We start from the raw sequence: 25,337 nt of genomic DNA on the forward strand, positions 1-25,337 counted from the left end.
ATGCCCATCCAGTCAGACGATCTGAAAATCCTCAAGTCGGCCGTCATGGCCGACGTGCCCGAGGGCGGCGGCGGCATGACGGGCGCGCCCATTGTTGACGGGCTGAGCAACGACGTCTTCAACGACATTTCCGCCGACGACAGAGCGCACGGAGACTGGTCGTGCATCAAGGGCTTTGGCATTGCGCACACCGACGACACCGACACCCTGCTTGGCACGGGCTGGGTGGTGCTCAAGCCGCCGGAAGACCCCAACGTGAGCGTGATGGTTTTCGAGACCGATGGGTGGTTCGATGAGCGCACCGACGCGGTTGCCCTGGTCGAGAGCGCGCTCGTGAAGGCGCCGCGCCTGCTGTGCCGCGTGCAAGACACCCACTACACCGGCGTGAGCCTGCTGCAGCTCTACAACCCGGCACCGGGCGAGAGCTTCCCGAAAGATGGCGATTCCATCATCATCCGCAACCCTGACGGCGGCGAGCAGCGAGTGCGTGCGCTGCGCGTCACGATCACGCGCGGGGTGAGCGTGTTCGACGATTCGGGTGAATACAAGGTCAACCTCGCCACCTGTGAGCTCTCGCGCCCGCTGTCGATGGACGTGCTGGGAAAACCGCCGCAACGCAGCACCCCACCGAGCAGCACCACGGCCACGGTGTTCAGCACCGCCCCCGCTGCGGGTGCCCGGTTCCATGGCGTGAAGCCCCTGGCCGAGGCCGTCGTTCTGGGTGCGCAGCCCATCCGATCGGTCAAGCTGGCCGGCGGCATTTTTCAGCAACTTGTGCCGAGCACCACGGTGCCCACTCCGGTGACCGACGTCTACCCGTTGGTGCAGCGCCCCACGCTGAGCCGCACCGCCACGGCCCCGCTGCAGGTCACGGCCGCGGCGGTGGCGCTGACCGCCGGCACCGTGCTGCAACTGCCAACGGCCGCCGAGCCAGGGCAACTGAGCATGACGCACGGTGCGACGGCCTTCACGACCAACCTCGCTGGCGACCTGCTGCAGGGCACCACCAAGGTGGGCGAGGTGAGCTGGAGTGGTCGCACGATCACCATGGGCTCCAGCGCGCCGAACTACGGCAGCGCCACCAACACCATCACCTATCGTCCTGCGACCGTCACGGGCGCCACCGCGCACAGCATGGCGATCGAAGTGACCGAGGCCAACCGCTCGACGGCCATCGTCCGCGTGCTGGAGCCGACGCCGGCTCCGGGCACGCTCACCGTGTCTTACATGGTGCAGGGACAGTGGTATTCGATCTCCGACGACGGCACCGGCAAGCTGGCCGGCGCCGACAGCTCGTATGGCTCGGGCTCCCTGACCTACGTGACCGGCTCCATGCTGGCCACCATCCCTCTGCCCGACATTGGCAGCGTGATCATCATCACGTGGGGCGAGGCGGACAGCGCCCGCACCGCCACCGGCTTGCCCGCCCGGGCAAAGGCCCGGATTGCGCTGGCCAAGCTGCCCCAGGCCGGCACGCTGGCCATCAGCTACCCCGTGGGCGCTGCCACGCGCAATGTGACAGTGGCCGCCAACGGCACCGTGACCGGCCCCGCGCAGGTGGGCACGGTGACGCGCAACGATGACACCAGTCTCTATGAGTTCGATTTCTCGCCCGACGAGATCCCCACCGGCCCGGTCACATGCAACTACACCGCCGCGGCCGAGGAACTGGGCTTCACGAACAACGGCGGCGGCGTGTACACGCTGACCCAGCCGCCCCTGGAGAGCTCGGTGCGCTTCACGGTTGTCGGCACCAGCGCCAGCGGAGCCAAGGCCTACAAGGCACACACCAGCGGTACCGACGTGTGGATCGGCTCCACGTTGATCGGCCAGATCAACAACGCCACGGGCGTGATGACGCTCAACGGCGCCAGCGCCATCGGTGTCACCACCCACGTCAAAACCAAGCACCCAGCCGCACTTCCAGTCGTCAGCATGGGCTAAACCACATGCCTTATCCAACACTCAACCGCTACTACTATAAGACCACGTCCACCACGGTCAACTACTCCCTTGACCTGGGCGGCGTGATCCAGATCGCTTACCAGCCCGCCAGCGGCGGCGGCGCCGAAAGCGAGGCGTTCAGCCCGGACTGGTATATCGATGCGCCGCCGCCCGATGGCTTGTCCCTCGTGTCCAACGGCTTGGCGTTCTCGCTGGGCGGGGTGCCGCACTTCAGCCGCGACGGCGCGCTCTTCGCAGGCTGGAATGCCGTGACGGGCGCCGCCGCGGCGGCCGGCAGCGTGAGCAGCGAAGGCCGGGTTTTGCTCACCGCCATCGTCCCGGGCGTGGCCAACACGATCACATGGTCCAACGCGGCGCACGATGCGCGCGGCTCGTTGGACCTGCTGGGCGGCGTGTTTCGCGTCGCGAGCGCCCCGATCCAGGCCGGGCAGTTCCAGCTGCAGGCCGGCACCGAGGTGGGAACCGCCGACAGCGGCGGCGTGCTCTCGGGCGACTTCGAGGGCCTTGTTGACAGCGTGCGCGGCGTGGCCGCGTGGGCCGTGGCAGGGGTCGGACCGGGCGAGCTTGAGGGCACCCCGGTGCGCGCCGACGAGGTGACCTATAACGCGGTGTTTCTGCAATACATTCCCATCGACCCGGTGCTGCTGGGTGTGGACCCCTCGGGCCTGCCCATCGACGGCCTCGTGCCCATGGTGCACGTGGGCGGCGGTGCCCTGGTGCACCACACCGACGTGTTCGTGCTGCCGGACCCTGTGGTCAAGGGCACGCCCTACCACGTGGGGCGCGAGCGCATCTCCAGCGCGGTGCTGCGCGATGCGGTGGGCACACGCCTGCCCGGTACGCTCTACGAGGTGGACCGCAACGCCGGCAACGTCACGGTGCTGGTGGGTGCCGACATCAGCACTTACGCTCTGCCCCTGTCGGCCACGCACCGCATCCAGGACGAGCTGCAGGTGACCAAGGCCGACATTGACGGAACGGTGCTCTTCAGCGGTGCGCTGACCCACAACTTCCCCGTGCCCGGCAGCTACCTGAGCAGCAAGCTGCGCCAGGGCGATAAGTTTGCCCGCGTGCACGGCTACGCCGACCGCGCAACGTGGGCCGGCAGCTGGGACGCAACCAAGGCGGGCGCCGGGATCGCTGCCGCGTACAACGAGGTGGACTTCCCGATCACGACCACAAATCGCGGCGCGATCAAAGAGCGTTGGTACGCGATCATGCAGACCAACAACACCCAGGTGAACGTCTACGGCGAAAACGTTGGCCTTGTGCTATCCAACGTCCCCATCGCCAACGTGATCGAGGCGATCAACCCGCAGACCGGCGTGCCCTACTGGTCGATCCCCCCCGGTGGCTGGGGTGGTGGGCGCAGCGCCGGCAACGTGCTCCTCTGGGAAACCGAAGCTGCGGGCGGCCCCGCCTGGTTCACCCGATCGGTGCTGCCGGGCGCTGCTGCCGTGCTGGACGACTCCGCAACCCTGGCCTACATCGCCGACGTGGACACACCATGAGCCTGCCCAACCGATTCGACAACACCGAGACGGGCGCGCCCGTTTTGAACAACGTCAACGGCGGTGGAATCGCTGTGATGTTGGCCTGCCTGCGCGACGGCTTCAATGTCAAGGCCGTCACGTCCATCACCGTGGCGGCCGGCGTGGCCACGGTTCAATGCCCTGCGCACGGGTTCGCTTGCGGCCAGGCTCAGCTCATCAAAATCACCGGCGCCAGCGTCCCCGCCCTGAATGCCGACCACCAGCCAACGCTGGTGGACGCCAACAACTTCAGCGTGCCCGCCGTGGGCGTGGCCGATGGAAGCTATACCGCCACCGACGCGCGCCGCGCCCCCTTGGGTTGGACAGAGGAATTCAACAACGGCCTTGGCACCAAGTCGATTTTCAGGCGGTCTGCGCCAGATGCGCTGGCCGCCATGCTGCGGGTCGACGACTCGGTGGGTGCTTCCATGATGCGAGTGCGCGCCGTTGACGCCGCCACTGGCATCGACGCGCTCACCGGCCTCACCCCCACAGATGCACAGGTGAACGGCGGGGCTTATTGGCAAAAAGGGGCGGATTCGGCGACCGCGAAGAAGTGGTTCATCGTTGGTGACAGCCGGGGGTTTTTCTTCGGCACACAGCTCGGAACGAATGATCGGTTCGTGGTCTATTTTTTCGGCGATGGAGTGCCGTACTACCCGGGAGACGGCGGGTTCACCTTGCTTGCTGCGCAGACAAACACTTCATACACCGCGACGCCAGCCTGGGGCCTTGCCGCAGGCACCAGCCAGGTCGGCAGCCCGGGGGTTGGCAATGCCATCTACGCACCGAGTGGTGTGCTTCCGGGGGAGGCGGGCTCTCAGTATCAGGCTGCAGTGAACCCATCCGGAGGCGTCAATGTCTCCGGTTACAACTTGTTCCAGAACCCTGTCACCTACCCCAACCCTGTCATCCATCCGGTGATTCATGTGTTGAGCACCGGCCCGTGTATCAGGGGGCAGTGGCCGGGCCTCGCCTACGTGTTTGCGAATTCGCCGTTTGCAAACCTGCAGGTCGTGGATGCGGGTGCCGATAGATACCTTGCGGTGTCCATCGGCGTCAGTGGGCAAAACGGCCAGTTCGCAATCAAGCTCAGTGGTGGGTGGTACTGATGGCCGCCGTTGCGTCATCAATCACGCGGAGCAGCGTCCACGAAATCGGGGTTTCCGGCCCGTACAGCATGCCCGCCGGCACAACGAAAAACTTCGGGACTCCCAACACGCCCGTGCGCCGCCGCGTGCGCCTGCACGACCAGCCCACCGGCCGCCTGCTGCGCGAAACATGGAGCGATGCTGTCACCGGGGCCTATCAGTTCACAGCCCTGCGTGCCGGCACGTTCTACGTCGCCGGTTTCGACCACACCGGCTTGTATGGCGGCGTGATCGAAACCGACATCGTCCTGCCCACTCCTGCACCATGAGCCTGACGCTTGCCGTTCGCCGCGCCAAGCTGCTGGCCATTCGCGGCCACATCGATGCCGAGGGCGGCGGGGCGGTGCACATCTTCGGGAGCAACCGACCCGCAACTGGTGAGCCCAGCGCGGAACCGCCGCTGCTGATTGGCGCGTTCGGCCCGGTGTCGTTCGCCTTGCACGCCACCGACGCGATCCTGACGTGCACGCTGGAGGCCAATGTCGCAGTGTCGGGCCTGCCGGTGTGGGCGAGGTTCGTTGACGGGGCGGGCGTGGCCGTCATGGACCTGTCCGCCGGCTTGCCTGGAAGCGGCGCTCAGGTGATCGTCAGCGACGGCCAGCCCGTGCCCAGCATGCAGATGTATGTGGGCGGCCTCGTCACGATCAACTGCTCGCTCATGGAGCCGGAATGAGCGCGCTCGATATGGTCTTCAGCCGTCCGGTCTACGCTGGCGGGTCGATCGACCTGGTATTCGGCGACGACGGTGGGTCCGCGCCCATCCTGCCGCTCACTGCCGATATCACCGTGATGTTCGGCAGCACGGTGGTGCAGGCCACGGCGGCTTACGACAACCGCCTCCCTCTCACCGTGAGCGCCGCGCGCGGCCTGCGCCACCAGGTGGCGGTACCCGCCGAAGCGCAAGCCATCGCTGCCTGGGTGCCGCCCACGCATATCGACCACCAGCACGCTGCCCAGTGGCAGGCCGCAACCTCAAGCGCGGGCGCCCCCGCCACCGGCTGGAACACCACCGCCCCGGTGCAGCACGAGGCCCGCGTGCGCGGGCAGTCGGGCACCACGGTGAGCGCGGCGGTCCGGCTGGTCCATCAGGTGTGCACCCCGGTCGAAGTACTCAAAGCCATCGGCTGGCAAGGCGCCACTCCCTTGGCTGTGTCGCTTTTAGCGCCCCACCAGGTGGCCCACGGCCTGCAGGTGGCGCCCTTGCTACGCCTGCAGCAAGGGCAGACCCTGGCGCTCGCGCTGCTCGCCCCGCACCAGGTCGCCACGCCTGCACAGCGCGCCCTTGTGGCTCGCTGGCAGCGGGCCCAAGCCATTCCCACCGGTCGAACCATCTACGTGCCACCAGGTGGCGAAGAAGGTGAAGGTCGCGAGATCTCGCTCGACCTGGTGTTCGCCTGCCCGGCCTACGAGGGCGGACCGGTGGATCTGGTTTTCGGGCATGTGTGCATGCCTCCGGTTACCGCCGGCATCGTTATCCCTGTCAGGAGTTGCTACGTGGTTCACAACAGCGTCACCCTCTACCGCCTTCCGGCGGGCACAGAGTTCAAGGCGGAGAGCTTCACCCTGGACATTGACAAGGATTCCTGGACCTTCGGGTGGTCGGCGTCGCTGCACAGCAGCGCCCGGGCGCACCTGCTGCGGTCGGCGCCAGATGAGCGCGTGGAGGTTGAATGCGTCGTCAACGGCGTGTCGTATCGGCTGGCGATCGACAGCATGGGGCGTGATAAATCGTTCCCGGAATCGCGCATTGCGGTGCGGGGCCTGGGCCGGGCGGCCGAGCTGGACGACTTGGATCTGTCGTTCGGGAACACGGCGCCACGCACGGCACAGCAGCTCATGGACGACGTGCTCACGGTCAACGGGGTGAGCCTCGGCTGGACCCTCGACTGGCAGATCCAGGATTGGTTGGTGGCGGCCGACGCGTTTCTGTTCCGAGGTTCGTACATCGGTGCGCTGCGGTACATCGCAGAGGCGGCCAGGGCCTACATCCAGCCGCACCCGACAGACAAGGTGCTGCGCGTGCTGCCGCTGTACCCACAGGCGCCGTGGGACTGGGCGACCCTGCTGACGCCCGACATTGAGCTGCCGGCAGCCGTGGCGGCGGTCGTGAACGTCGACGAGGTGATGCGGCCTCGGTACAACCGGGTGTTCGTGGGTGGTGTGGGTAAGGGTGTCTTTGGCCCAGTCGACAGGACTGGGACGGCAAGCGACAAGGTCGCGCCGCAGGTGCTCCACCCGCTGATCACCGCCGCCGAGGCCCACATTCAGTGCGGGCGGGGGGTGCTGTCTGACACCGGCCTGCAGGAGCACTTTTCAGTGCAGACCATGGTGCTTCCGGAGACGGGGATCATCTTGCCGGGCAAGGTGCTGCGCTTCGTCGACGAGGACGGGCCGCACCTTGGCATCGTGCGCAATACGGCGGTGAAGATGCCGGAGTTTCCGATGCTCAGCCAAACCCTGGTGGTCGAGACCCATGTTGAGTAACCCCTACGCCCGATTCCTGGCACTGCTGCCGCCCCGGCCGCTGCTGGTGGGCACTGTGATTGCCGTCGACGGCGAGGTGGCCACCGTGGAGCTGCCCGAAGGTGGCCAGTTGCATGCCCGTGGCGCTGCGGCGGTGAATGGCCGAGTTTTCGTCCGCGATGGAGTGATCGAGGGCGAGGCACCGAACCTGACCTACATCTCGGCCGAGGTGTAGCGGGGGCGGGAAAAAGACGGGCGACCTGGTTCGGTGTTGGAGCACCTTGCCAAGCCCCCAACCTGCAGGATGAGCTGCAAGCCAGGCGAAGACCCGCCACTCTCGCGAGAGTAGGTCGAGCCTATCAGTTTTTAAATGCTCAAAAGGCTTGCAATGACGGAATTTAAAGCGGCACCCTTGGTGCCATGGATCGGCGGAAAACGCCGCCTCGTGAAACACATCCTGCCTATGTTCCCGGAGCACACCTGCTACGTGGAGCCGTTCTGTGGGGCTGCGGCGCTCTACTTCTCCAAGGCTCCGGCCAAGGCGGAGGTGCTGAACGATGTGAACGGCGACGTGGTGAACCTGTACCGGGTGGTGCGCCACCACCTCGAAGAGTTCACCCGGCAGTTCAAGTGGGCCTTGACGAGCCGGCAGATGTTCAAGTGGCTGCAGGTGACCCCGGGAGAGACTCTGACGGACATCCAGCGTGCGGCCAAATTTTTCTACCTGCAGAAACAGGCATTCGGTGGAAAAGTGACTGGGCAAACGTTCGGGACGGCAGCCACGGCACCACCGCGTTTGAACCTGCTGCGCCTTGAGGAGGATCTGTCGGCTGCTCACCTGCGCCTGGCAAACACCTACATCGAGCACCTGGACTGGTCAGTCTGCGTGGCCAAGTACGACCGGGCAGGGACGCTGTTCTACTGCGACCCTCCCTATTGGGGTACGGAGGGCTATGGGGTTGGGTTCGGCCTGGAACAGTACGACCGTCTGGCTGAGCTGGCCAGGACGATCAAGGGCCGAATGGTCATCTCGGTGAACGACATCCCGGAGATGCGGAAGGCATTCAAGGGTTTGGCCATGGACCGCTTGGACATTGCCTACTCTGTGAGCAGGGCCGAGACCCGGAAGACGACCGGCGAGCTGGTGATCCGTAGCTGGTGACCGCGAGACGCTCGCTCAGACGTTTAAACCAGCGCCAAAGGCAGCGTCAAAAAGTGCCAAAGGCAGCGTCATTTAGTGCCAAAGCGCGCGGCGCGCCATCCCAGCGCCGCGATCCTGGACGCCTGGCTGGAACAGAGCGTCCAAAACAATCTAAAATAGAATCGTTCTCATTTACTTTAACCAAGGAGCCTTCATGCAACTGCGCGCTTTGACCCTGGCCATCGCCACCCTCGCCGCCAGCGCCACCCTCACTGGCCTGCCGGCCCACGCCGCCACGCCCGCCGCCGCTGCCGCCACCGCGAGCGCGGTGGACGCCAAGGCCGTGGCCGCGCACTACGCCACCCTGGTGCACGCCAGCTACAGCGACACCCTGGCCGCCGCCAAGGACATGCAGGCCGCCATCGCCGCCTTCGTCGCCGCCCCCTCGGCCGAAGGCCTGGACAAGGCGCGCAAGGCCTGGCTGGCGGGCCGCGAGTTCTACGGCCAGACCGAAGCCTTCCGCTTCTACAGCGGCCCGATCGACGACGACAAGGGCCCCGAGGGCCAGATCAACGCCTGGCCACTGGACGAGGCCTATGTGGACTACGTGACCGGCAAGCCCAAGGCCGGCCTGGTGAACACGCCGAAGTTCAAGATCACCAAGGCCGCGCTGGCCAAGGCCAACGAACGCGGCGGCGAAGAGAACATCAGCGCTGGCTGGCACGCCGTCGAGTTCCTGCTCTGGGGCCAGGACCAGAGCGAAACCGGCCCGGGCAACCGCTCGTTTGAAGACTATGTGAAGGGCAAAGGCGAGAACGCCGAGCGCCGCGCGATGTACCTGACCGTGGCCACCGAGCTGCTGGTGGACGACCTCTCGGCCATGGCCGCGGCCTGGGCCCCCGGCGCGAAGAACTACCGCGCCAAGTTTGAAAAAGGCGGCAAGGAGTCGGTGCGCAAGATCATCGTCGGCCTGGGCTCGCTCTCGCGCGGTGAACTCGCGGGCGAGCGCATGGAAGTGGCGCTGAACTCGCAGGACCAGGAAGACGAACACTCCTGCTTCTCCGACAACACGCACCGCGACGTGGTGAACAACGCCAAAGGCATCCAGAACGTGTGGCTGGGCCAGTACACCCGGCGCGACGGCAGCAAGCTCGAAGGCCCGGGCGTGCGCGATCTGGTGGCCGCCAAGAACCCGGCCCTGGCCGAGAAGACCAGCGCGCAGCTGGCCTTGTCCGTGAGTTCGGCCGAAGCCATCCCGGCGCCGTTCGACCGCGCCATCGCCAAGGGCGCGGCCGGCCGGCCCGCCATCGAGAAGACCATCGAGAGCCTGGTCGCGCAGTCCAAGCTGCTGGTGGAATCGGCATCGGCCGTGGGCATTGCGAAGCTCACGCTGGTGGAACCATGACCCCCCTGCGCCGCGCCTAAGGGCGCGTCACCCCCCAGGGGGCGATGCCTGTGGCCTGGCAAAGCCAGTTCCACGGCATCCTTGAACAAGCCCCCTGCTTCCCCGCAGCGTTGCTGCATTCCCCGCGCCTTGATTCATCATGTTTTCTTTTCCCAAAGCCACGCGGATCGCGCTAGCCATGGGGGCTGTCGCCGCCGGGTTGGCGATGCTGGCCCTGCATGGGCGGGCCACCGCTGACACCGACCCCGATCCGCTGGGCGTGCTGACCGGTGGCGCGGCCACGGTGCACGCCACCGGCAGGCAGGCGTTTTCGTTTCCCTTTGCCAACCTCGGCGACGCCGAACAGACACGGTTCGCCATCGGCAACTCCTTCTTCAAGCGCAACTGGGTCGAGGCCCCCGCCTCCACCACGGCGCGCGACGGCCTGGGGCCGCATTTCATCGCGCGCTCCTGCGCCGGCTGCCACGTGATGGACGGCCGCGGCGCGCCGCCCGACTGGAAAAAGACCCTCGGCCCGGCGCCCGACAACACCGTGGCGCTGCTGATGCGCCTGTCGGTGCCGGGCACGCCCGCGCCGCACGCCGGCGTGGTGCCCGATCCGACCTACGGCGATCAGTTCAACAACGCCGCCATCCAGGGCGTGCGGCCCGAAGGCCGGGTGGAGATCCGCAGCCGGCCCGTCCACGGCCGCTTTGCCGACGGCACGCGCTACACGCTGCGCCAGCCGCTCTACACCCTGGCCGGCCTGGGCTACGGCCCGATGGCCAAAGACGTGCTGGTGAGCCCGCGCATCGCGCCGCAGATCGCCGGCATCGGCCTGCTCGAAGCCATTCCCGAGGCCGAGATCCTGCGCAACGCGCGCGATCAGGCGGCCGCGCCCGGCCCCATCAAGGGCCAGCCCAACCGCGTCTGGGACGCCTTCGCCCGCGCCGAGCGCGTCGGCCGTTTCGGCTGGAAGGCCAACGTGGCGACCATCGCGCACCAGACGGCCGGCGCCTTCAACGGCGACATCGGCATCACCAGCAGCGTCTTCGCGCAGGAAGGTTGCACCCCGGCGCAGAAAGACTGCCTGGGCGCGCCGCACGGCGGCGGCAAACGCAGCGGCCACGACGGCCTGATGCCCGCGGCCCAGGCCAGCGCGGCGGTGCCCGAGATCGACGACGAGACCCTGGGCCATGTGATCTTCTACCAGGCCACGCTGGCGCCGGCCGCGCGCCGCAAGGCCGACGACCCGCAGGTGCTGCGCGGCCAGGCGCTGTTTGCCCAGGCGCAGTGCGCGGCCTGCCACCGGCCCAGCTACGTCACCGCCGAAGGCCCGTTCCCCGCGCTCACCAGCGCGCGCGTGGCGGGCCAGCGCATCTGGCCCTACACCGACCTGCTGCTGCACGACATGGGCGCCGCGCTGGCCGATGGCCGGCCCGACTTCCAGGCCAGCGGCACGCAGTGGAAAACGCCGCCGCTCTGGGGCGTGGGCCTGATCCAGGACGTCAACGGCCACCAGCGCCTGCTGCACGACGGACGCGCCAACGGCGTGCTCGAAGCCGTGCTCTGGCACGGTGGCGAAGCCCAGGCCGCCAAGGAACAGGTGCTGAAGATGAACCGCCGCGACCGCGAAGCGCTGGTGAAGTTCGTGGAGTCGCTGTGATGCGGCGGCCACCACCGCTGAGCGCACTGGCGCTGCTGTTGTGCGCGCTGGGCCTGGCCCCGGCCATGGCGCTGGCGCAGTCGGCCCCCGCCGCCGAAGCCGCGCCCGGCACGGCGGCCCCGGTCAACGCGCCCGCGAACGCCTTCCCCTACTACTCGGCGGAGCAGGCCATGCAAGGCCTGTACGGCCACCACCTGCCGCCGCTGGCGGCGGCCTTCGAGGCCCAGGCCCAGGCCCTGGCGGGCAGCGCCGCGCGCCATTGCCAGGGCCAGGCCCCGCTGGCCGAGCTGCGCGCGCAATGGCGCCAGACCCTGCTGGCCTGGCAGAGCTTGTCCACGCCCGCCGTGGGCCCGGTGGTGCAGCGCCGCTCGCAACGCCAGATCGACTTCTGGCCCACCCGCCCCGAGCTGCTGCGCAAGGCGCTGGAGAAAGCGCCGCAGACCCTGCCCGACATGGACCGCGTGGGCACGCCCGCCAAGGGCTTTCCGGCCCTGGAGCGGCTGCTTTTTGCAACCTCTGCGGCCCCCGCCGCCACCCGCCTGGACGCCCCGACCTGCACCTACGTGCTCCTGTCAGCCCGGGCCATCGTGGTCGAGGCGCAGGCGCTCAAAACCGCGCTGGACACCCTGGCCGCGCAGGACTGGGCCGCATCGCCCGAAGCCACCGGAACCGCCATGGCCGAGTGGGTCAACCAGTGGCTCGCCGGCCTGGAGCGGCTGCGCTGGGCGCACATCGGCAAACCCATCCAGTCCCACCAGACCTCGGGCAAGGGTGGCGCCATCGCATTCCCGCGCCAGACGCCCGAACACAACCTGGCCGACTGGCGCGCGCAGTGGCAGAGCCTGCGCGCCCAGGCCCGGCTCAGTCCGACGCAGCGCCAGACCCCGCCCGAGCCCGGGCAGGCCCTGGTGCCGCTGGAAGCCCTGCTGATCGGCAAGGGGCAACTGGCGCTGGCGCAGCGCTGGGCCCAGGCGCTGGACCGGGCGGACGCCGGCCTGGCCCAGCTGCAGCCCCAGAGCGGGCCGCGCGAGCTGCAGGCGCTCACGGCGACGCTGCAGGCGGTGACGGTGCTGTTTCAGAACGAAGTGGCCGCCGCGCTCGACATCCCGCTCGGGTTTTCCGATGCCGACGGTGACTAGAGGACGCCCCCCTGCGCCGCCAGTGGCGTGGCCGCTGGAAGGAGGCATTTCGCGCCGAGGCGTGTTGCTGGCGGGTGCTGGTGCGTGCTGTCTGCCGTCTGCGTGGGCCGCGCGTGCGGATCGCGCCACCCTTCTGGCCGCCTGGCAGAGCAACGCGGAGCAACACATCGGCCTGCTGTCGGTCGGTGACACGTCCTGGTCTGTGCAGCGCTCGTTCGTGGTGCCGACGCGGGCGCACGGCCTGTGGGCCGAAGCGGGCGGCAGCGTGCTGGCCGTGGCGCGCCGCCCCGGCGACTGGCTGCTGCGCTGGCAACCCGAGAGCGGCCAGACGCAATGGCACTGGATCGGGGACGACCGCCGCTTCAACGGCCACGTCATCACCAGCGCCGACGGCGCCACGCTCTGGACCACCGAAACCGACCTGGACACCGCGCAAGGGCGGCTCGGCGTGCGCCACGCGAAGAGCCTGGACAAGCAGGCCGAATGGCCCACCCACGGCATGGACCCGCACGAACTGCTGGCCCTGCCCGAACGCCTGGGCGAACTGCCCGCCGGCAGTCTGATCGTGGCCAACGGCGGCATCCCCACCCTGCCCGAAACCGGCCGCGCCAAACGCGCGCTGGACCGCATGGACGCCTCGCTCGTGGCGCTGGACCCACGCAGCGGCGCGCTGCTGGCCCAGTGGCGCCTGGCCGACCCCATGCTCAGCATCCGCCACCTGGCCTGGGACCCGGTCTCGCGCCGCGTGGGCGTGGCGCTGCAGGCCGAACACCCCGACCTGCCCACGCGCCAGCGCGCGCCCGTGCTCGCGGTGTGCGACGGCAGCGGCCTGCGCGCCGCGACCGAGCAACCCACGCTCATGGGCTACGGCGGCTCTATCTGCGCCCGCCCCGGCGGCGGTTTCGTGGTGAGCTGCCCCCGCGCCAACCGCCTGGCCCTGTTCGACGCCGACGCCCGCTGGCACCACGACCAGCCCCACCAGGAAGCCTACGCCCTGGCCGAACGCGCCGGCCACTGGTGGGCCAGCGGAAGCGAAGGCGTGCTGCAGATGGGCGGCACACCCGACCCGGTGGTGGCCAGCGCGGCCGCATCGGTGCGCGAACCGGTGCGGTTCGACAACCATTGGTTGGGGTGGCCGGGTTGAGCCGCGCGGCAAGGCCTGCCCCGTTTTAGATGGCGCTCAAGGCGTCCAGCGGGCTGACCGAGCCACCCGCCGCCACCTTCAGTACATGTGTATAGATCATGGTGGTGGACACATCGGAATGACCCAGCAGTTCCTGCACGGTGCGGATGTCGGTGCCCGCTTGCAACAGGTGCGTGGCGAATGAATGGCGCCTATGTAGAGCTGGCAATAGGCGCCACTGCTGGGCCACACACCTGCTTGAAGCCGGGGTGGACCTGCACAGTCTCTCGCAGTGGCTGGGCCACAGCCAGGTGAGCACCACCATGCGCGACCTGCACCGGGCCCGCCCGGATGTGCCCGATGGCGCACGGCGACCAAGACCAGCCGCATGGCACTGGCGCGAACACTGCTGGAGATGCCCCAGCCGCAGCCCCAGGCCACCGAGGACGCCCGGGCCTTCATGCGTCACGTGGCGGCGCTGGAGATCGACACCTGTCCCCACTGCCGAATGGGACGGCTGCGGCTGGTGCAGCTGCTGGCGCCCCAGCGCACAAGAGCGCCTGACCCAACCCGAGGAGGTGCGGCCTGCCGGAGGCCACCATGAATGCTGCTGGGCATGCTTTGAAGAATCACCGCCAGCCACGCCGGCGTGGCTGTGGGCCACCGTGCGCACCCAGGGGTGTGAGCGCCTGTGGTGACACGGGCAGAGCCTGCAAGCAGACGCGGTCGTGCGCTGTTCAAGGCGAAACCGACCGATCCAACGTGGTCGGCACCACACAATGGGCGCTCCCAGTGGCGTTTAGGATTGCCCGAATCGGCGGTTGAAACTTACACTGCCCATTCAGAAGAAAACACGCCGCCACCTCGCGCGGTTCAGTCCAACAAGGTTTATCAGCCGCAAGGGAGGCTCATGATGAATTCACACGTTGCTTCGCGGCTGATAAACGCTGTTCGTTGGGCGTCTCGATGAAAACTGTCTATCTTTACGGCGGCACGGGTAAGTACTCGGGAACAGCAGCGTTCGAGTGGAACTGCCCCGAGGTCGGGAACACGCATAGGTTCATTCTCTTTGTCGCTCAAGAGAACAATGATGCGCAGCAGCAGGTCGCAATCAATGAGCTGGAACAGTTCGGCTTCACTGAACTACAAGTAGGCGAAGGGAAGCCTATAGCAGTCGAGGTGCTGAACGAACCACAAATGAAGGCCTTTCAAAAGCACTATGAGGGCGCGCTGGCTGAAGGTTCCTCAATCGTCTGGTACCCATGAGCCACTCGACCGCGAAGCCGCCCAACCCATCATTCCAGCGGACCGCCTTCGGCGGCCGTTGAATTCAAACGTTAGGCCCCACAAATGACCTCTTCCGCAACTCGGCCGCTTAACCCTGAAGCTTCTCGCTACACCCCGTGATTGAACAGACTCAAGTTCTCGACATGTTGGTTCAGGCATGTCCAACGTTTGCAGCCGCGCGGGACGAACATGTCGCGGAGTACGGAAATGATGTGTTGTATGTGGCTGCTGGGGAGTTTGCGCACCATCTACTCATCCTTCAATTGGACGGCGCAACTTCCTGCTTTGCTGAGGTGGGCGCGACCATCGAACGAATGCACACCGAAGGCACACACGAGGTCAAGGAACTGGCGACTATCGGAGTACTTGAAGGAATCCAAAATGTCTGGGGGCACAGCAGCGCCGACCCCGGGTTGTTCCTTGAGTACCTGGGTCCAGAGAGCCGGTCGTGGTGGCAAGGTCTGAACAACTTCTGGTCAGGCAAGGCGCCTATTGTGCGCAGTGGGGCCTAACACCTCGCTCAAGAGAACCACCAACGGCAGGCCGCATGAGAGACCATCACGCTTCTGAAACGTTGCACTCCTCGTACTACGAGGCGCTGGGTCGTCTTCTCGTCGCGTTCCAAGCGTTGGAGGAGGCCGTGACATATGGTCTCATCCAACTCACGCGACCTAACCTAGTCGACGACACCGATCTTCATTACTTCTATACGGTCAACGAGCTTCCGTTCAAAGCGCGCGTCAAACTGATGCGGAACTTTCTTGAGACAACGAAGCCGTCTCACTTTCTGTGGACCGGCAGCCCCGCCGAAGAGAAGCGGGAGGCGTTCATAAAGGACCTCCTGCGCCAAATGCTGCAGTTCGCCAAGGACTGCCAAGTACATGAGGACCAACGCAACCAGTTCGTGCACTCTGTGTGGGATCCAGCCGAAGAGAAGGCGCCGCACGATGCAAGGCGCCTAAAGGTTCGTCTACAGGAAAAGAAGACACTTATCGTCCATCAACGCGTCAGCGTCAGCGAGATTCTTGACCTCGTGGAGCGCATGCAGCAAACGCGGAACGGAATCTCCAATGGCGGCTGGCTCCTCGCTTCTATCCTGGCAGAGAAGCGAGCGAATGCGGCCTAACCCTTCGCTCGAGCGAACCTCCACCGGCAAGCCACTTGGGCCGCGAGGCGCATGATAGGCCTGAGCGCCTCGCGGCCCAAGTGGCTTGCCGGCGGCGTCCGCCCAACTCAAACTACAAGGGCTTCCCCCCAAAAGTCAAACACCGATCCAGCCGTGATGCATCGCGAAGCGATGCATCACGGAACAGACGTTGAATTGACGGCTTTCCACCTTCTGCGCCAAGTCTGCGTTGCTCACCGAGCAAGGGATGCGGACAGCGAAACTACAAACGGTCATGGATGCTGCTTCAAAAGGCAGCGGACCCTGATGAAAGACGCGCGCGGGGGACCCATTCGTTAGCCGAGGATGGCCGGCGTTGCCACCGGCCCTGGACTCCTTGAGTTAAACGGTCACGCCCCGCGCAGGTCCAACCCATGACTCATCAACGCTGGCTGCACGCAGTGGTGGAAATCGAACAAGGCTCCTTTGAGTGATACGAGCTGGTGATCGGCCGGTGCTCAGACGGGCAACCTGAAATCTTCACCCCGACTGAGCACGGCCCAGCACATTCGGGCGTTCTTGGCCGCGATGGCCACCACCGCTTTCCAGTAGCCTCGGCGCTGCGCCAGCGCCACAGCCCAGCGGCTGATCGGATCGCTCTTGTTCTTGGCGGCGGCCAGTACCGCTCGCGCACCCAGCACCAGCAGGCTGCGCAGGTACGGGTCACCGGCCTTGGTGATGCGCCCCAGGCGCCGCCTACCGCCCGAGCTGTACTGCCCGGGCACCAGCCCGAGCCAGGCGCACAGCTGGCGCCCGCACTTGAAGTCACGCCCATTGCCGATGGTGCTCAGCAGCGCCGTGGCGGTGGTCTCACCAATGCCCGAGAGCTGCATCAGCCGCTGGGCTTCGGTGCTCTGGCGCGCCATCGCGCGGATGTGGAGGTCGTACTGCGCGATGCGCCCATCAAGCCTGGCGACCTCACTGAGCAAATCACCGATCACGGTGTTGGCCCAGCCTGGAAGATCTTCCAGGCAAATCATGGCCTCGCGGCGCACGACGGCGGCCTTGAGTGGCAGCACGATGCCCAGCTCAGAGAGCAGGCCCCGGATGCGGTTGAGCGTGGCGGTGCGTTGTTCGACAAAGCCCTGGCGGGCACGATGCACAAGCAACTGGCCTTGCTGCTCAATGCTCTTGACTGGCACTAAGCGCATGTTGGGGCGGGTGACGGCTTCACAGATGGCGGCGGCATCGGCCGCATCGTTCTTGCCGCGCTTGCCCGAGAGGCGGTAGGGGATGACGAACTTGGGCGCCATCAGGCGCACGGTGTGACCGAACTTCTGGAATTCACGAGCCCAGTGATGGGCACCAGAGCAGGCCTCCATGCCGATCAGGCACGGAGGCAGCGAGGCGATGAGTTCCATCAGTTTGGCGCGAGGCACACTGGGGCGCACCAGTGTGGGTTTGCCTGACTCATCCACACCGTGGACGGCAAAAACGTTCTTTGCCAGATCGATGCCAACGGATACGATTGCCATGGACTTCCCCCTCCAACAAACGAGTGAGTTGATGAGAGTTCGCACTTCCCATCGTGGCACTTTGATGCCGTACCCCGCAACTGCGCGGATCACTCGGGACGGGGAAGTCCCTTTCATTCGTTAGGCGGCCAAATGTCGTACTTCCTACTTCAACCTCCGCGCCCGACTTCAGCGCTTGGCTGCTGGGAGTCACAGCTACCAGCATTCACCCACGTCATCGGCTATTCGGGCCTTGGCCATTTCTTCCTCTTCGATCAAAGGAAGAACGAGTACGCCGTTCTCTATCCCTTCCGTCAGGCGTACAAGAGCTATGGCTCGTTTGTGTCACTCGAAGCATTTGAATCCGAAGTTCTCGAAGACGTCGGTTTCTCAGAGTACGTATTGAAGCCTGGGCATCAAGCCGCCATTCAAGAACGGCTTGGCCCTCTGGGAGCGGAAGAGGTATACATACCCGAGCCGTACCCATTCCTAGGCGGAACTGAAGAGCCAGACACCTACAGCAAAGGCAACTTCTGGGTGTTTGCAGAGTTGGTAGGCATGAGTCATGGGTTCGCGTGAGCCGCCTAATCCTTCAATCGAGAGGACTTGCCCCGGCAAGCCGGGTCAAGCCTCTCATCTCAAACGTTAGGCGTCGAAAGGAACGAACCGCCTATGGGCTTTGACATTCACGGTGTATTTCAGAAGAAGGAAGGCGACCGCTGGATAGACATATCAAGTGAGTACAACGAGGATCGTGATCTGTACCTCTACTGCTGGCTGAGCTCCACCCGAACTGCAGGCATGAAGCCACTGAGTCAGCCTCGCGGCTTCCCAGACGACTTCGAAGTTGATGAATACAACTTCCACCCGATCAGTAGCCATGACATCCTTTCACCTATCAAGCGGGAGCACACAAGTTCATACGCTGATCGCAACAAGCTCGAAATGGGGGAATGGGGGTTCTCATGGCTGCTTGGATCGGAAATCATTGCTGCGCCACCACCGATCCAGCCGATGACCATATGGGTGCCGATTGACACATACAACGCTTGGGACAAAGTCTCAAACCCAGCGCTATGGCATGAACTGCACACCGATTGGCAACAGCATGAGGATGCCGAACTCTATGCGACGCCCGAGAACATAACTAAGGAGACACTGCGTGTCATCGTTGAGTGGACTTACGACTTCACCGCGGATTTCAAGTACTTTGTCAACGAAGTTCGTCGCCTAATGACGTTGCACACGGAAGTGCGCTTCGTCTTTGGGTTCAACGCATAGTGCTAGGTCGTTTGAGCACGACGCCTAACCCTTCAATCGAGAGGACTTGCCCCGGCAAGCCGGGTCAAGCCTCTCATCTCAAACGTTAGAGCGCACGTGGTCCATCGGGCACGGCGCGCGGAAAACAGGTGTAAGGAGCTCGAATGAAGTTCGCTTGGAAACCCGAGATTCTGGTGGTCCTAGTCTTAACAACGACCGGCTGTGTGATGTCGCCGGGAAACCGAGAGGACGCGTATGACTCGACGCGCGCATCGGACACGATGGCTCCCGACAACGTAAACCGCGGAACTAGGACGATGACTGTGACCACGCGCACCCCTCCTGAACTCGACGTGCGTCTGGTGACTTTTTACACACAATTCCGTGCGCAGCCGCCGAATCCAGGGGGGCGGGTGCTTCCTCGCTCCGGTAAGCCGATCGACGGCTGCTGGTGGTCCAGAACCTCCTTGCTGCAGGAAGAGCGCTTCTACTACTCGCGCGTGTTTTACTACCCCGTGAGCCATGGCACCCACACCCAGAAACTCGCGCTCGACGAGATCGTGCCGGGCACGTGTCCGATTGAATTGACGGGAGTGGGCTACGAAGTAACGCTCAGGGCACCCAAAGGGCAGCCCTTGACCCGTTACCGTCGGGGAATAGACGTCGCGGTTGAAGATGGCGGGTTGAATTCGGCAAATGCGATCGTTCTTTGCAGAATGACTCCTTCCCAAAAGGGTGAGCTGGTGCTCGGCTGCAAACGAGAAGGTCAAGGGCAACAGGCAACCTTCTACTTGGGGCCGCTATCTACCTCGGGCGCAGCGCTAACACTCGACTTCCGTTGGGAAGAGTGAAGAAGGAATGTCGGAATTGAAGCGCTCGTTCAAAAAGATCTCGAAAGGAAGAGCATGCGGCGGTCCAGCGGTTCCGATGCGCTCTAACAGGTCGTTCGACTCGGACGTTAGGCCGCATGGGAACCTCTAGCGCCGCTGGGTACTCTGGAACGCCGCTTTCCAAGAAGCTCGGCATCAAAGAGGCGCATCGAGTGCTGCTCCTTGAAGCACCGAAGGGGTACGAAAGTCTGTTGGCCCCACTTCCTCCTGCCGTGCAGTTTGTGAGCCAACCCGATTCAAAGGTAGATATCGCGCACGTCTATGTCACGCAGCGAGAAGAACTGGCAAAGACTCTGAGTGTCTTGCGCAAGAAGCTGAAACCTGACGCAGCGCTGTGGGTCTCCTGGCCGAAGAAGTCAGCCAAAGTTCCGACCACCATCACAGAAGACACTATCCGCGAGTTGGCGTTGCCACTTGGCTTCGTAGATATCAAGGTCTGCGCCGTCACGGAAGTCTGGTCGGGGCTCAAGTTGGTGGTTCGCAAGGAGCTTCGCTGAGAATGCGGCCCAACCTTCCATTGAGAGGACGCTATGCGTCGCACTAGCTTCACCGCGGTCCTCCTCCTCAGTTTCGCCGTGGCCGCATATGCCGTCGCGACGTACAGCCTAGGTCCAGGCGCGGAGCGCCTTCACCCGCAGATGCGCGCCGCGTTCGAGAGCCATCCGATCGGCATCAAGACCCACATCTTCGCGTCAGCCTTGGCCCTGCTTCTTGGGCCGCTTCAGTTCTCGACTCGCCTGCGCTTGAAACAACCGAAGCTACATCGGTGGTTGGGTCGGGTCTACCTGGGCGTCGCGGTTGCCGTCGGAGGCGCGGCCGGCCTGTACATGAGCCAATATGCCTTCGGTGGGCTGCTCGCCAAGTTTGGGTTCGCCGGTCTCGCCGTCGCTTGGCTCTTCACCGGAGCAAGGGCGTTCATGGCAGCGCGCAATCGAGACTTTGCCTCCCACAGGCGATGGATGATCCGAAATTTCGCGCTCACCTTTGCCGCAGTCACGCTTCGCTTGTACTTGCCGCCCGTCTTCATCTTTGGTCTGCCGTTCGCAACGTCGTACGCATTCATCGCGTGGCTCTGCTGGGTGCCCAACCTGCTAGTCGCCGAGTGGCTCGCGATCACGACGCATAACCCTTCGCTCGAGCGGATCTCCACCGCTCACCTCAAACGTTGAGGCCTCACGCAACATGTCCACGACTATCTCCCTCCTCGAGCTGGGCTTCGGTTCTGGCTTGCTAAATCACCTGCTGAACTACAACCAGGATTCACCGCTAGGCTTTCGATGCAGACCCCCGGACTACTGGCGGTCTTCGAACATGGCCCTGCGCAAAATAACCCCGCTATGGGAGTGCGGCGTCACGTTCACGTATTTCAATGGGGAAACGTCTAGATTCGAGGTGTGTTCGCTTGAGAATACAGCAGCAGCATGGGGCAACTACAAATCCTCCCAAGCACTTCTGGCCGGTCTAATGATCGAACTCTACGAAGACGAACTCACTTCCGTACAGTTGCAGGAAGCAGCAAGGCTGGCAGGATTCACCCAGATGGATAGGCTTCTTCAAGAAGTCGAATCCCTCAGCCCAGACCAATACAAGGCATGGTCAGCTGCGTTTCCCAGCACCTGTGAGGCCCCTCAAGAAACACCAGATAACTGATTGATTTCGCAGGTGTTTTCACGCGGTGTTGTCGGAGGGAACGAGCTGCATGCCCATGGCTTTGGCCTTCTGGGCGAGGTTGTGCAAGACGCGTCGGCGGTAGCGCTCCTCGAAGCAGTCCTGCCCCCGGTCGGTGTATTCCTGCCCATGGGTGAGCATGGCGTAGATCAGTCGGGCCAACTTGTGGGCAGCGGCTGTGACGGCGCAAGGGCCAAGTCCATGCGCGCGCGCAGGCGCCGGTAGTACGCGCCCAGCGCCGACTCGCTCGAACGCAAGGCCGCTGCCGCCAGACGCAGCGCCTGGGCCGTGCGGTTGGCACAGCGCTTGGTCTTCTTGCCACTCATGACCTTGCCACCTGTGATCTTGGTGCCCCGCTGTTCGACGAAACCCTGGCGGGCACGGTGCACCAGCAGCTGACCCTGTTGCTCGATGTTCTTGACCGGTACGAAGCGCATATTGGGTCGGCTGACGGCTTCGCAGATCGCTGCGGTGTCGGCCGCATCGTTCTTGCCGCGCTTGCCCCAGAGGCGGTAGGGGATGACGAACTCGGGCGCCATCAGGCGCACGGTGTGACCGAACTTCTGGAACTCACGCGCCCAGTGGTGGGCGCCGGAGCAGGCCTCCATGCCGATCAGGCATGGGGGCAGCGAGGCGATGAGTTCGAGCAGCCGGGCGCACGGGACGGCGGGCGCACCAGAGCCGGCTTGCCTGACTCATAGACGCCGTGAACGGCGAAGACGTTTTTTGCCAGATCGATGCCAACGGATACGATTGCCATGGACGTCCCCTTCCAACAAACGAGTGAGTTGATGAGAGTTCGTACTTCCCATCGTGGCACTTCGATGCCGTACCCCGCAATTGCGCGGATCACCCGGGACGGGGAAGTCCCTTTCATTCGTTAGGGCTCACCAAACATGCGCGTACTTTCGTGGAATCTGGGACACCAAACTCGAGAAGCGCTAATTCGCGTCGGCTTCACACCCGCGTTGAGAGCGCTCGCACCCGATGTTCTCGTCTTGAACGAATTCGTTGATGGTCCGACTCGTGGTGACCTTCGCGCCCTGCTGCGCTCACTGGGGCTGACGCATGTTCATTGCTCTACTCGGATGGGGCGGCATAACCAGGTACTCATTGCCGCTCGCGAGGAGTGCGCGCTTGGTGAATTGCGCGGGCCCCGGCTCGAGGGTGGCGCAGGCGAATCGAATCTTCTGCATGTTCACTTTTCCTCCGGCGTTGAACTGGTCGGATTGCGCGCGCCAACGTATGAGCGCCAAGCACGTTCCGAGTACTGGGACAACTTGAGCGCTCTCATACGCTCAACGTCCCTAAGGCCTATTGCTTGGGTTGGCGACCTGAACGCCGATCCTGATAATCACCGCTCGTTCGGCGGAAAGTACCTTTCCAATTTGGAGCGCGAAGGGTGGCTAATTCCTCGAGCAAAGGGAGAGTGGAGCTTTTATCGCGGCTCTCGCATCGACCACGTCCTCGTATCGCAGGCGCTTGCTTGCACATCTGCTGAGTATGTTCACACTCTTGACGGCGTTTCGGTCGCCGGGCCATCGGTCGAAGATCACGTATCGGACCATGCGGCTCTGCTCGCCACCATTTCATTGAAGGCGCGCAGTGAACCCTAACAAGTCGATCGACACGGACGTCCTATCGGCGGTCTTCGCCCGCCTACTATCCGCCGGTCATCTCCGACGTTGGACCTCACACCACAGGCCGCCAATGGCGCGATCTACTCCTCCGTGCGACCCGCGTTTTCCCGATCGTGTTCGTACCGCTTCGCAAGCGGAAATGGCGGCAGCCAGGATTCGCGACGGACGGTCCAGAGTTCGTAGGTCGGCGTGAATTGGTCTGGGGCATCCAGGGAGCCCAGGTTCAATTCGATTTCGTCTGCGCTGCGCCCGAAGACGGACGAGCCGCAGCGGGGGCAGAAGAACCGCCCCTGGTATTCGCGGGGTTCGCCTTCGATCGTCACCGCCTCCTGAGGGAATACCGCAGAGCCGTGGAACAGGGCCCCGTGGTGTTTGCGGCAGTCGAGGCAGTGGCACAGGCCAACGCGGTAGGGGCGCCCCGACGCCACAAACCTCACGTCGCCACAAAGGCAACCACCGGTGAATCGGTCCATGCGGGTCTCCTTGAAGATGCGCCGTGGAGGAATGGCGTCGAACGCATGGTGCATCATGGCAACCGGGCTTGCGCGGTCGGCCTTCCCGGGGCTGGGAAGGCCGGATGTTAGGCCTCATGCGAGAGACCACAACCGGGGGAGTTGCATTCGATGACCGACTCACAGACGATACGCAAGGTCTTGTGGATGGGAGCCGCATTCAACCTGCTCATAGCCCTGATGCTGTTGTTCCCATCGACGCTGGGCGCATTTGCGGCGCTGCCCCCTGTGGGTTCGGTCTTCTATCTCTGGATGCTCATATTCTTCGTTGTTCTGTTTAGTGGCACGTATGTGTGGCTGGCCCTGCAACCCAGCATCTCCCGGCCCGTCGTTGCGCTGGCGGCCATCGGCAAAAGCGGTGTATTCCTTGTTGCCCTCGCATGCCTGGTAGGTGGAGACATCCAGCTCAGGACATTTCTCATCACCCTCGGGGACCTTGCTTTTGCCCTCTATTCCTTTCGGTGGTTGCAGTCCACAAAGGCCACGGTGGTAAACACGGTATGAGCAGTTTGTGTCGCTGCGAAAGTCCCCAAATGCACCTCTCGCTGTACGAAGCATCTGTTCCCGTGTTCCTGCACTACCTCAGCCGCTTGACGGGCTTCGTCGAGGTGGCCGAGCGCTTCGCACGGGAGAACGAACTCAGCATCTCGGAACTGCTGTCGGCCAAGATGGCGCCGGACATGCTGCCCTTTGAGCGGCAGGTTGTCACTGCAACGAACTTCACCTTGCGCGCAACCTTCCCGCTCGCCGGTGAAGCCATCCCGCCATACGGCGACTTTCCCGAAACGGCGGCCGGCCTGCGCGACAGAGCGGAACACGCTGCGTCACTCTTGCGCTCGTTGCAGTCGCCGCAGTTTGCCGGCGCCGAGACACGCATGCTGGAAAGCCAGGCCGGTGAAGCACTCGTTCGCTTACCGGCCACCGAGTTCCTGTTCCAGTACGCCCTGCCCAACTTCTTCTTTCACGTGACCGCCGCCTATGCGATCCTTCGCAGCCGAGGTGTGCCGCTGGGGAAAGAAGACTTTGACGGTTATCACTCGTACCCGAGGGAGCCCTGACCCGCTCGGCCCAGCCTCGTCAGAAAGAGCACAACCCATGCGGTGGATCGCGGTTTTCGTTCTCGTCCTGCTCCATGTGGCACTGATTGCGGCTGGCGACGCACTGCCCGCGGCGCTGGCTCCGGCCATCGCCGGCACGCTCTACCTGCCGCTCTGGCCGCTCTCTGCCCTGGGCATCCCCGTTTTCTCCCCCGCTGAGTCGGGCGGCTGGGCCAGTCCGAGCCTGCTGGGCTGGCTCTGCTTCGTGGCCCTATGGTCGCTGCTGTGGTGGCTGGTCGTCGCGCTCGTCATGCGGGCCCGCTCGTAAGTGGCCCGATGACATGTCGCTCGACGTACTGGCTTGGCTCTTCACCCTGGGTGTCATTGCGCACAACACCGAGGAAGCCTTGTACCTGCCGGCTTGGTCAGCATCGGCAGGCCGCTGGCACGCACCCGTCAGCACCCGCGAGTTCGTCTTCGCCGTTACCGTGCTGTCTCTGGTGTTGGTCGCACTCGCAGCCGCGGCGCTATCGGCTGGGTCACAAAGCATCTGGGCCCATCTATTCACGGGTTATGTCTTCGCCATGGTCGCAAACGTCTTTGTTCCCCATGCGCTTGGCACCGTCGCGCTGAGGCGCTATGTACCTGGGACCGGAACCGCACTTCTTTTCAATCTGCCGCTCGGTGGCCTGTTTCTTCAGCAAGCCTTGGCTCAAGACTTCGTCACCTGGGGCACCATGGTGTGGGTGGCGCCTGTGACCGCGCTGCTCATGGTGGCATTCATTCCTGTTTTGTTCGCCGCCGGCCGTTGGTTGCTGTCCAGCAGGCGGCCCGATGCCCGGAGTGCACCCTGACGAGAG

General features: G+C 64.4%; 30 protein-coding genes and 2 pseudogenes. 27 read left to right on the plus strand and 5 right to left on the minus strand.

Going from position 1 to position 25,337, the window contains the following annotated elements; genetic code table 11:
* The 12 genes from KIH07_RS03030 to KIH07_RS03085 all read left to right on the plus strand — a co-directional run bounded on the left by KIH07_RS03030 (window position 1) and on the right by KIH07_RS03085 (window position 13,585).
* A complete protein-coding gene (locus KIH07_RS03030) occupies window positions 1-1,944 on the plus strand; it encodes a hypothetical protein (RefSeq protein WP_226490564.1) in 1,944 nt (647 codons plus the stop codon).
* 5 nt (window positions 1,945-1,949) lie between these two features.
* The gene (locus tag KIH07_RS03035) at window positions 1,950-3,476 is read left to right on the plus strand and encodes a hypothetical protein (RefSeq protein ID WP_226490565.1); all 1,527 of its coding nucleotides are present in this window, start codon (window positions 1,950-1,952) and stop codon (window positions 3,474-3,476) included.
* On the plus strand, window positions 3,473-4,609 hold the full coding sequence (locus KIH07_RS03040; protein ID WP_226490566.1) for a hypothetical protein: 1,137 nt from the start codon (window positions 3,473-3,475) through the stop codon (window positions 4,607-4,609). The genes KIH07_RS03035 and KIH07_RS03040 overlap by 4 nt, the downstream gene beginning before the upstream one ends.
* A gap of 68 nt (window positions 4,610-4,677) precedes the next feature.
* The gene (locus KIH07_RS03045) at window positions 4,678-4,917 is read left to right on the plus strand and encodes a hypothetical protein (protein WP_226490567.1); all 240 of its coding nucleotides are present in this window, start codon (window positions 4,678-4,680) and stop codon (window positions 4,915-4,917) included.
* Window positions 4,914-5,321, plus strand: a complete 408-nt coding sequence (locus KIH07_RS03050) for a hypothetical protein (RefSeq protein WP_226490568.1) — start codon at window positions 4,914-4,916, stop codon at window positions 5,319-5,321. Before KIH07_RS03045 ends, KIH07_RS03050 begins: the two co-directional genes overlap by 4 nt.
* A complete protein-coding gene (locus KIH07_RS03055; protein WP_226490569.1) occupies window positions 5,318-7,132 on the plus strand; it encodes a hypothetical protein in 1,815 nt (604 codons plus the stop codon). Before KIH07_RS03050 ends, KIH07_RS03055 begins: the two co-directional genes overlap by 4 nt.
* Window positions 7,122-7,346, plus strand: a complete 225-nt coding sequence (locus KIH07_RS03060) for a hypothetical protein (protein ID WP_319004774.1) — start codon at window positions 7,122-7,124, stop codon at window positions 7,344-7,346. Before KIH07_RS03055 ends, KIH07_RS03060 begins: the two co-directional genes overlap by 11 nt.
* A 153-nt stretch (window positions 7,347-7,499) precedes the next feature.
* The gene (locus KIH07_RS03065; protein ID WP_226490570.1) at window positions 7,500-8,273 is read left to right on the plus strand and encodes a DNA adenine methylase; all 774 of its coding nucleotides are present in this window, start codon (window positions 7,500-7,502) and stop codon (window positions 8,271-8,273) included.
* Window positions 8,274-8,466: 193 nt separating this feature from the next.
* Window positions 8,467-9,657 carry an imelysin family protein gene (locus tag KIH07_RS03070; protein ID WP_226490571.1) on the plus strand — a complete coding sequence of 397 codons (1,191 nt, stop codon included), beginning with the start codon at window positions 8,467-8,469 and terminating at the stop codon, window positions 9,655-9,657.
* A gap of 178 nt (window positions 9,658-9,835) precedes the next feature.
* Window positions 9,836-11,302 carry a di-heme oxidoredictase family protein gene (locus KIH07_RS03075; protein ID WP_226490572.1) on the plus strand — a complete coding sequence of 489 codons (1,467 nt, stop codon included), beginning with the start codon at window positions 9,836-9,838 and terminating at the stop codon, window positions 11,300-11,302.
* Window positions 11,302-12,441, plus strand: coding sequence for an imelysin family protein (locus KIH07_RS03080; RefSeq protein WP_226490573.1), 1,140 nt, complete (start codon window positions 11,302-11,304; stop codon window positions 12,439-12,441). The genes KIH07_RS03075 and KIH07_RS03080 overlap by 1 nt, the downstream gene beginning before the upstream one ends.
* Window positions 12,442-12,463: 22 nt before the next feature.
* Window positions 12,464-13,585 (plus strand): DUF1513 domain-containing protein, encoded by a 1,122-nt coding sequence (locus KIH07_RS03085; RefSeq protein ID WP_226490574.1) that lies wholly within the window; start codon window positions 12,464-12,466, stop codon window positions 13,583-13,585.
* 25 nt (window positions 13,586-13,610) lie between these two features.
* Here the strand turns inward: KIH07_RS03085 and KIH07_RS03090 are convergent.
* Window positions 13,611-13,829: pseudogene (locus KIH07_RS03090) on the minus strand (tyrosine-type recombinase/integrase); the annotation flags it as partial.
* On the opposite strand from KIH07_RS03090, the gene KIH07_RS03095 reads away from it, so the two are divergent.
* From KIH07_RS03095 to KIH07_RS03110, 4 genes are all read left to right on the plus strand, one after another.
* A complete protein-coding gene (locus tag KIH07_RS03095) occupies window positions 13,732-14,262 on the plus strand; it encodes a tyrosine-type recombinase/integrase (protein ID WP_226490575.1) in 531 nt (176 codons plus the stop codon). The pseudogene KIH07_RS03090 and the gene KIH07_RS03095 overlap by 98 nt on opposite strands.
* A gap of 268 nt (window positions 14,263-14,530) precedes the next feature.
* The gene (locus KIH07_RS03100; RefSeq protein ID WP_226490576.1) at window positions 14,531-14,830 is read left to right on the plus strand and encodes a hypothetical protein; all 300 of its coding nucleotides are present in this window, start codon (window positions 14,531-14,533) and stop codon (window positions 14,828-14,830) included.
* 137 nt (window positions 14,831-14,967) lie between these two features.
* Window positions 14,968-15,363, plus strand: a complete 396-nt coding sequence (locus KIH07_RS03105) for a hypothetical protein (RefSeq protein ID WP_226490577.1) — start codon at window positions 14,968-14,970, stop codon at window positions 15,361-15,363.
* Between the two features lie 35 nt (window positions 15,364-15,398).
* A complete protein-coding gene (locus KIH07_RS03110; RefSeq protein WP_226490578.1) occupies window positions 15,399-15,977 on the plus strand; it encodes a hypothetical protein in 579 nt (192 codons plus the stop codon).
* Between the two features lie 497 nt (window positions 15,978-16,474).
* On the opposite strand, the gene KIH07_RS03115 is transcribed toward KIH07_RS03110, so the two are convergent.
* Entirely contained in the window at window positions 16,475-17,491 is a 1,017-nt protein-coding gene (locus KIH07_RS03115) for an IS110 family transposase (RefSeq protein ID WP_226490579.1), read from the minus strand.
* A gap of 132 nt (window positions 17,492-17,623) precedes the next feature.
* Between KIH07_RS03115 and KIH07_RS03120 the strand changes: the two genes are divergently transcribed.
* The 6 genes from KIH07_RS03120 to KIH07_RS03145 all read left to right on the plus strand — a co-directional run bounded on the left by KIH07_RS03120 (window position 17,624) and on the right by KIH07_RS03145 (window position 21,270).
* Window positions 17,624-18,049: a DUF1851 domain-containing protein gene (locus KIH07_RS03120; RefSeq protein WP_226490580.1), complete on the plus strand. Its 426-nt coding sequence runs from the start codon at window positions 17,624-17,626 to the stop codon at window positions 18,047-18,049.
* 93 nt (window positions 18,050-18,142) lie between these two features.
* Window positions 18,143-18,751: a hypothetical protein gene (locus tag KIH07_RS03125; RefSeq protein WP_226490581.1), complete on the plus strand. Its 609-nt coding sequence runs from the start codon at window positions 18,143-18,145 to the stop codon at window positions 18,749-18,751.
* Between the two features lie 296 nt (window positions 18,752-19,047).
* Window positions 19,048-19,581 carry a hypothetical protein gene (locus tag KIH07_RS03130; RefSeq protein WP_226490582.1) on the plus strand — a complete coding sequence of 178 codons (534 nt, stop codon included), beginning with the start codon at window positions 19,048-19,050 and terminating at the stop codon, window positions 19,579-19,581.
* Window positions 19,582-19,697: 116 nt separating this feature from the next.
* Complete coding sequence (locus KIH07_RS03135) at window positions 19,698-20,117, plus strand: DUF3052 domain-containing protein (RefSeq protein WP_226490583.1); 420 nt, start codon at window positions 19,698-19,700, stop codon at window positions 20,115-20,117.
* A 33-nt stretch (window positions 20,118-20,150) separates the two neighbouring features.
* Entirely contained in the window at window positions 20,151-20,789 is a 639-nt protein-coding gene (locus tag KIH07_RS03140) for a DUF2306 domain-containing protein (protein ID WP_226490584.1), read from the plus strand.
* Between the two features lie 142 nt (window positions 20,790-20,931).
* Window positions 20,932-21,270 (plus strand): hypothetical protein, encoded by a 339-nt coding sequence (locus KIH07_RS03145; RefSeq protein ID WP_226490585.1) that lies wholly within the window; start codon window positions 20,932-20,934, stop codon window positions 21,268-21,270.
* A gap of 18 nt (window positions 21,271-21,288) precedes the next feature.
* Here the strand turns inward: KIH07_RS03145 and KIH07_RS03150 are convergent, their stop codons facing one another.
* Window positions 21,289-21,450 (minus strand): hypothetical protein, encoded by a 162-nt coding sequence (locus KIH07_RS03150; protein ID WP_226490586.1) that lies wholly within the window; start codon window positions 21,448-21,450, stop codon window positions 21,289-21,291.
* Window positions 21,451-21,641: 191 nt separating this feature from the next.
* Window positions 21,642-22,048: pseudogene (locus tag KIH07_RS03155) on the minus strand (IS110 family transposase); the annotation flags it as partial.
* A gap of 136 nt (window positions 22,049-22,184) precedes the next feature.
* On the opposite strand from KIH07_RS03155, the gene KIH07_RS03160 reads away from it, so the two are divergent.
* Complete coding sequence (locus KIH07_RS03160) at window positions 22,185-22,904, plus strand: endonuclease/exonuclease/phosphatase family protein (protein WP_226490587.1); 720 nt, start codon at window positions 22,185-22,187, stop codon at window positions 22,902-22,904.
* Window positions 22,905-23,008: 104 nt separating this feature from the next.
* Here KIH07_RS03160 and KIH07_RS03165 read toward each other — a convergent pair whose 3' ends face one another.
* Entirely contained in the window at window positions 23,009-23,401 is a 393-nt protein-coding gene (locus tag KIH07_RS03165; RefSeq protein ID WP_226490588.1) for a GFA family protein, read from the minus strand.
* 150 nt (window positions 23,402-23,551) lie between these two features.
* Between KIH07_RS03165 and KIH07_RS03170 the strand changes: the two genes are divergently transcribed.
* From KIH07_RS03170 to KIH07_RS03185, 4 genes are all read left to right on the plus strand, one after another.
* Window positions 23,552-23,944: a hypothetical protein gene (locus tag KIH07_RS03170; protein WP_226490589.1), complete on the plus strand. Its 393-nt coding sequence runs from the start codon at window positions 23,552-23,554 to the stop codon at window positions 23,942-23,944.
* Window positions 23,945-23,973: 29 nt separating this feature from the next.
* Window positions 23,974-24,498 carry a DUF1993 family protein gene (locus tag KIH07_RS03175; protein ID WP_226490590.1) on the plus strand — a complete coding sequence of 175 codons (525 nt, stop codon included), beginning with the start codon at window positions 23,974-23,976 and terminating at the stop codon, window positions 24,496-24,498.
* 76 nt (window positions 24,499-24,574) lie between these two features.
* On the plus strand, window positions 24,575-24,805 hold the full coding sequence (locus KIH07_RS03180) for a hypothetical protein (RefSeq protein ID WP_226490591.1): 231 nt from the start codon (window positions 24,575-24,577) through the stop codon (window positions 24,803-24,805).
* 13 nt (window positions 24,806-24,818) lie between these two features.
* On the plus strand, window positions 24,819-25,331 hold the full coding sequence (locus KIH07_RS03185; RefSeq protein WP_226490592.1) for an HXXEE domain-containing protein: 513 nt from the start codon (window positions 24,819-24,821) through the stop codon (window positions 25,329-25,331).
* Window positions 25,332-25,337: the final 6 nt, after the last annotated feature.

It is taken from the genome of Hydrogenophaga taeniospiralis (genome assembly GCF_020510445.1).
Taxonomy (GTDB): Bacteria; Pseudomonadota; Gammaproteobacteria; order Burkholderiales; family Burkholderiaceae_C; genus Hydrogenophaga.

Coding starts and splice junctions, on each gene's coding strand:
- KIH07_RS03030 (WP_226490564.1), top strand. CDS start 1: ATGCCCATCCAGTCAGACGATCTGAAAATCCTCAAGTCGGCCGTCATG.
- KIH07_RS03035 (WP_226490565.1), top strand. CDS start 1,950: ATGCCTTATCCAACACTCAACCGCTACTACTATAAGACCACGTCCACC.
- KIH07_RS03040 (WP_226490566.1), top strand. CDS start 3,473: ATGAGCCTGCCCAACCGATTCGACAACACCGAGACGGGCGCGCCCGTT.
- KIH07_RS03045 (WP_226490567.1), top strand. CDS start 4,678: ATGCCCGCCGGCACAACGAAAAACTTCGGGACTCCCAACACGCCCGTG.
- KIH07_RS03050 (WP_226490568.1), top strand. CDS start 4,914: ATGAGCCTGACGCTTGCCGTTCGCCGCGCCAAGCTGCTGGCCATTCGC.
- KIH07_RS03055 (WP_226490569.1), top strand. CDS start 5,318: ATGAGCGCGCTCGATATGGTCTTCAGCCGTCCGGTCTACGCTGGCGGG.
- KIH07_RS03060 (WP_319004774.1), top strand. CDS start 7,122: ATGTTGAGTAACCCCTACGCCCGATTCCTGGCACTGCTGCCGCCCCGG.
- KIH07_RS03065 (WP_226490570.1), top strand. CDS start 7,500: ATGACGGAATTTAAAGCGGCACCCTTGGTGCCATGGATCGGCGGAAAA.
- KIH07_RS03070 (WP_226490571.1), top strand. CDS start 8,467: ATGCAACTGCGCGCTTTGACCCTGGCCATCGCCACCCTCGCCGCCAGC.
- KIH07_RS03075 (WP_226490572.1), top strand. CDS start 9,836: ATGGGGGCTGTCGCCGCCGGGTTGGCGATGCTGGCCCTGCATGGGCGG.
- KIH07_RS03080 (WP_226490573.1), top strand. CDS start 11,302: ATGCGGCGGCCACCACCGCTGAGCGCACTGGCGCTGCTGTTGTGCGCG.
- KIH07_RS03095 (WP_226490575.1), top strand. CDS start 13,732: ATGTCGGTGCCCGCTTGCAACAGGTGCGTGGCGAATGAATGGCGCCTA.
- KIH07_RS03100 (WP_226490576.1), top strand. CDS start 14,531: ATGAAAACTGTCTATCTTTACGGCGGCACGGGTAAGTACTCGGGAACA.
- KIH07_RS03110 (WP_226490578.1), top strand. CDS start 15,399: ATGAGAGACCATCACGCTTCTGAAACGTTGCACTCCTCGTACTACGAG.
- KIH07_RS03115 (WP_226490579.1), bottom strand. CDS start 17,491: ATGGCAATCGTATCCGTTGGCATCGATCTGGCAAAGAACGTTTTTGCC.
- KIH07_RS03120 (WP_226490580.1), top strand. CDS start 17,624: ATGTCGTACTTCCTACTTCAACCTCCGCGCCCGACTTCAGCGCTTGGC.
- KIH07_RS03125 (WP_226490581.1), top strand. CDS start 18,143: ATGGGCTTTGACATTCACGGTGTATTTCAGAAGAAGGAAGGCGACCGC.
- KIH07_RS03130 (WP_226490582.1), top strand. CDS start 19,048: ATGACTGTGACCACGCGCACCCCTCCTGAACTCGACGTGCGTCTGGTG.
- KIH07_RS03135 (WP_226490583.1), top strand. CDS start 19,698: ATGGGAACCTCTAGCGCCGCTGGGTACTCTGGAACGCCGCTTTCCAAG.
- KIH07_RS03140 (WP_226490584.1), top strand. CDS start 20,151: ATGCGTCGCACTAGCTTCACCGCGGTCCTCCTCCTCAGTTTCGCCGTG.
- KIH07_RS03145 (WP_226490585.1), top strand. CDS start 20,932: ATGGCCCTGCGCAAAATAACCCCGCTATGGGAGTGCGGCGTCACGTTC.
- KIH07_RS03160 (WP_226490587.1), top strand. CDS start 22,185: ATGCGCGTACTTTCGTGGAATCTGGGACACCAAACTCGAGAAGCGCTA.
- KIH07_RS03165 (WP_226490588.1), bottom strand. CDS start 23,401: ATGGACCGATTCACCGGTGGTTGCCTTTGTGGCGACGTGAGGTTTGTG.
- KIH07_RS03170 (WP_226490589.1), top strand. CDS start 23,552: ATGACCGACTCACAGACGATACGCAAGGTCTTGTGGATGGGAGCCGCA.
- KIH07_RS03175 (WP_226490590.1), top strand. CDS start 23,974: ATGCACCTCTCGCTGTACGAAGCATCTGTTCCCGTGTTCCTGCACTAC.
- KIH07_RS03185 (WP_226490592.1), top strand. CDS start 24,819: ATGTCGCTCGACGTACTGGCTTGGCTCTTCACCCTGGGTGTCATTGCG.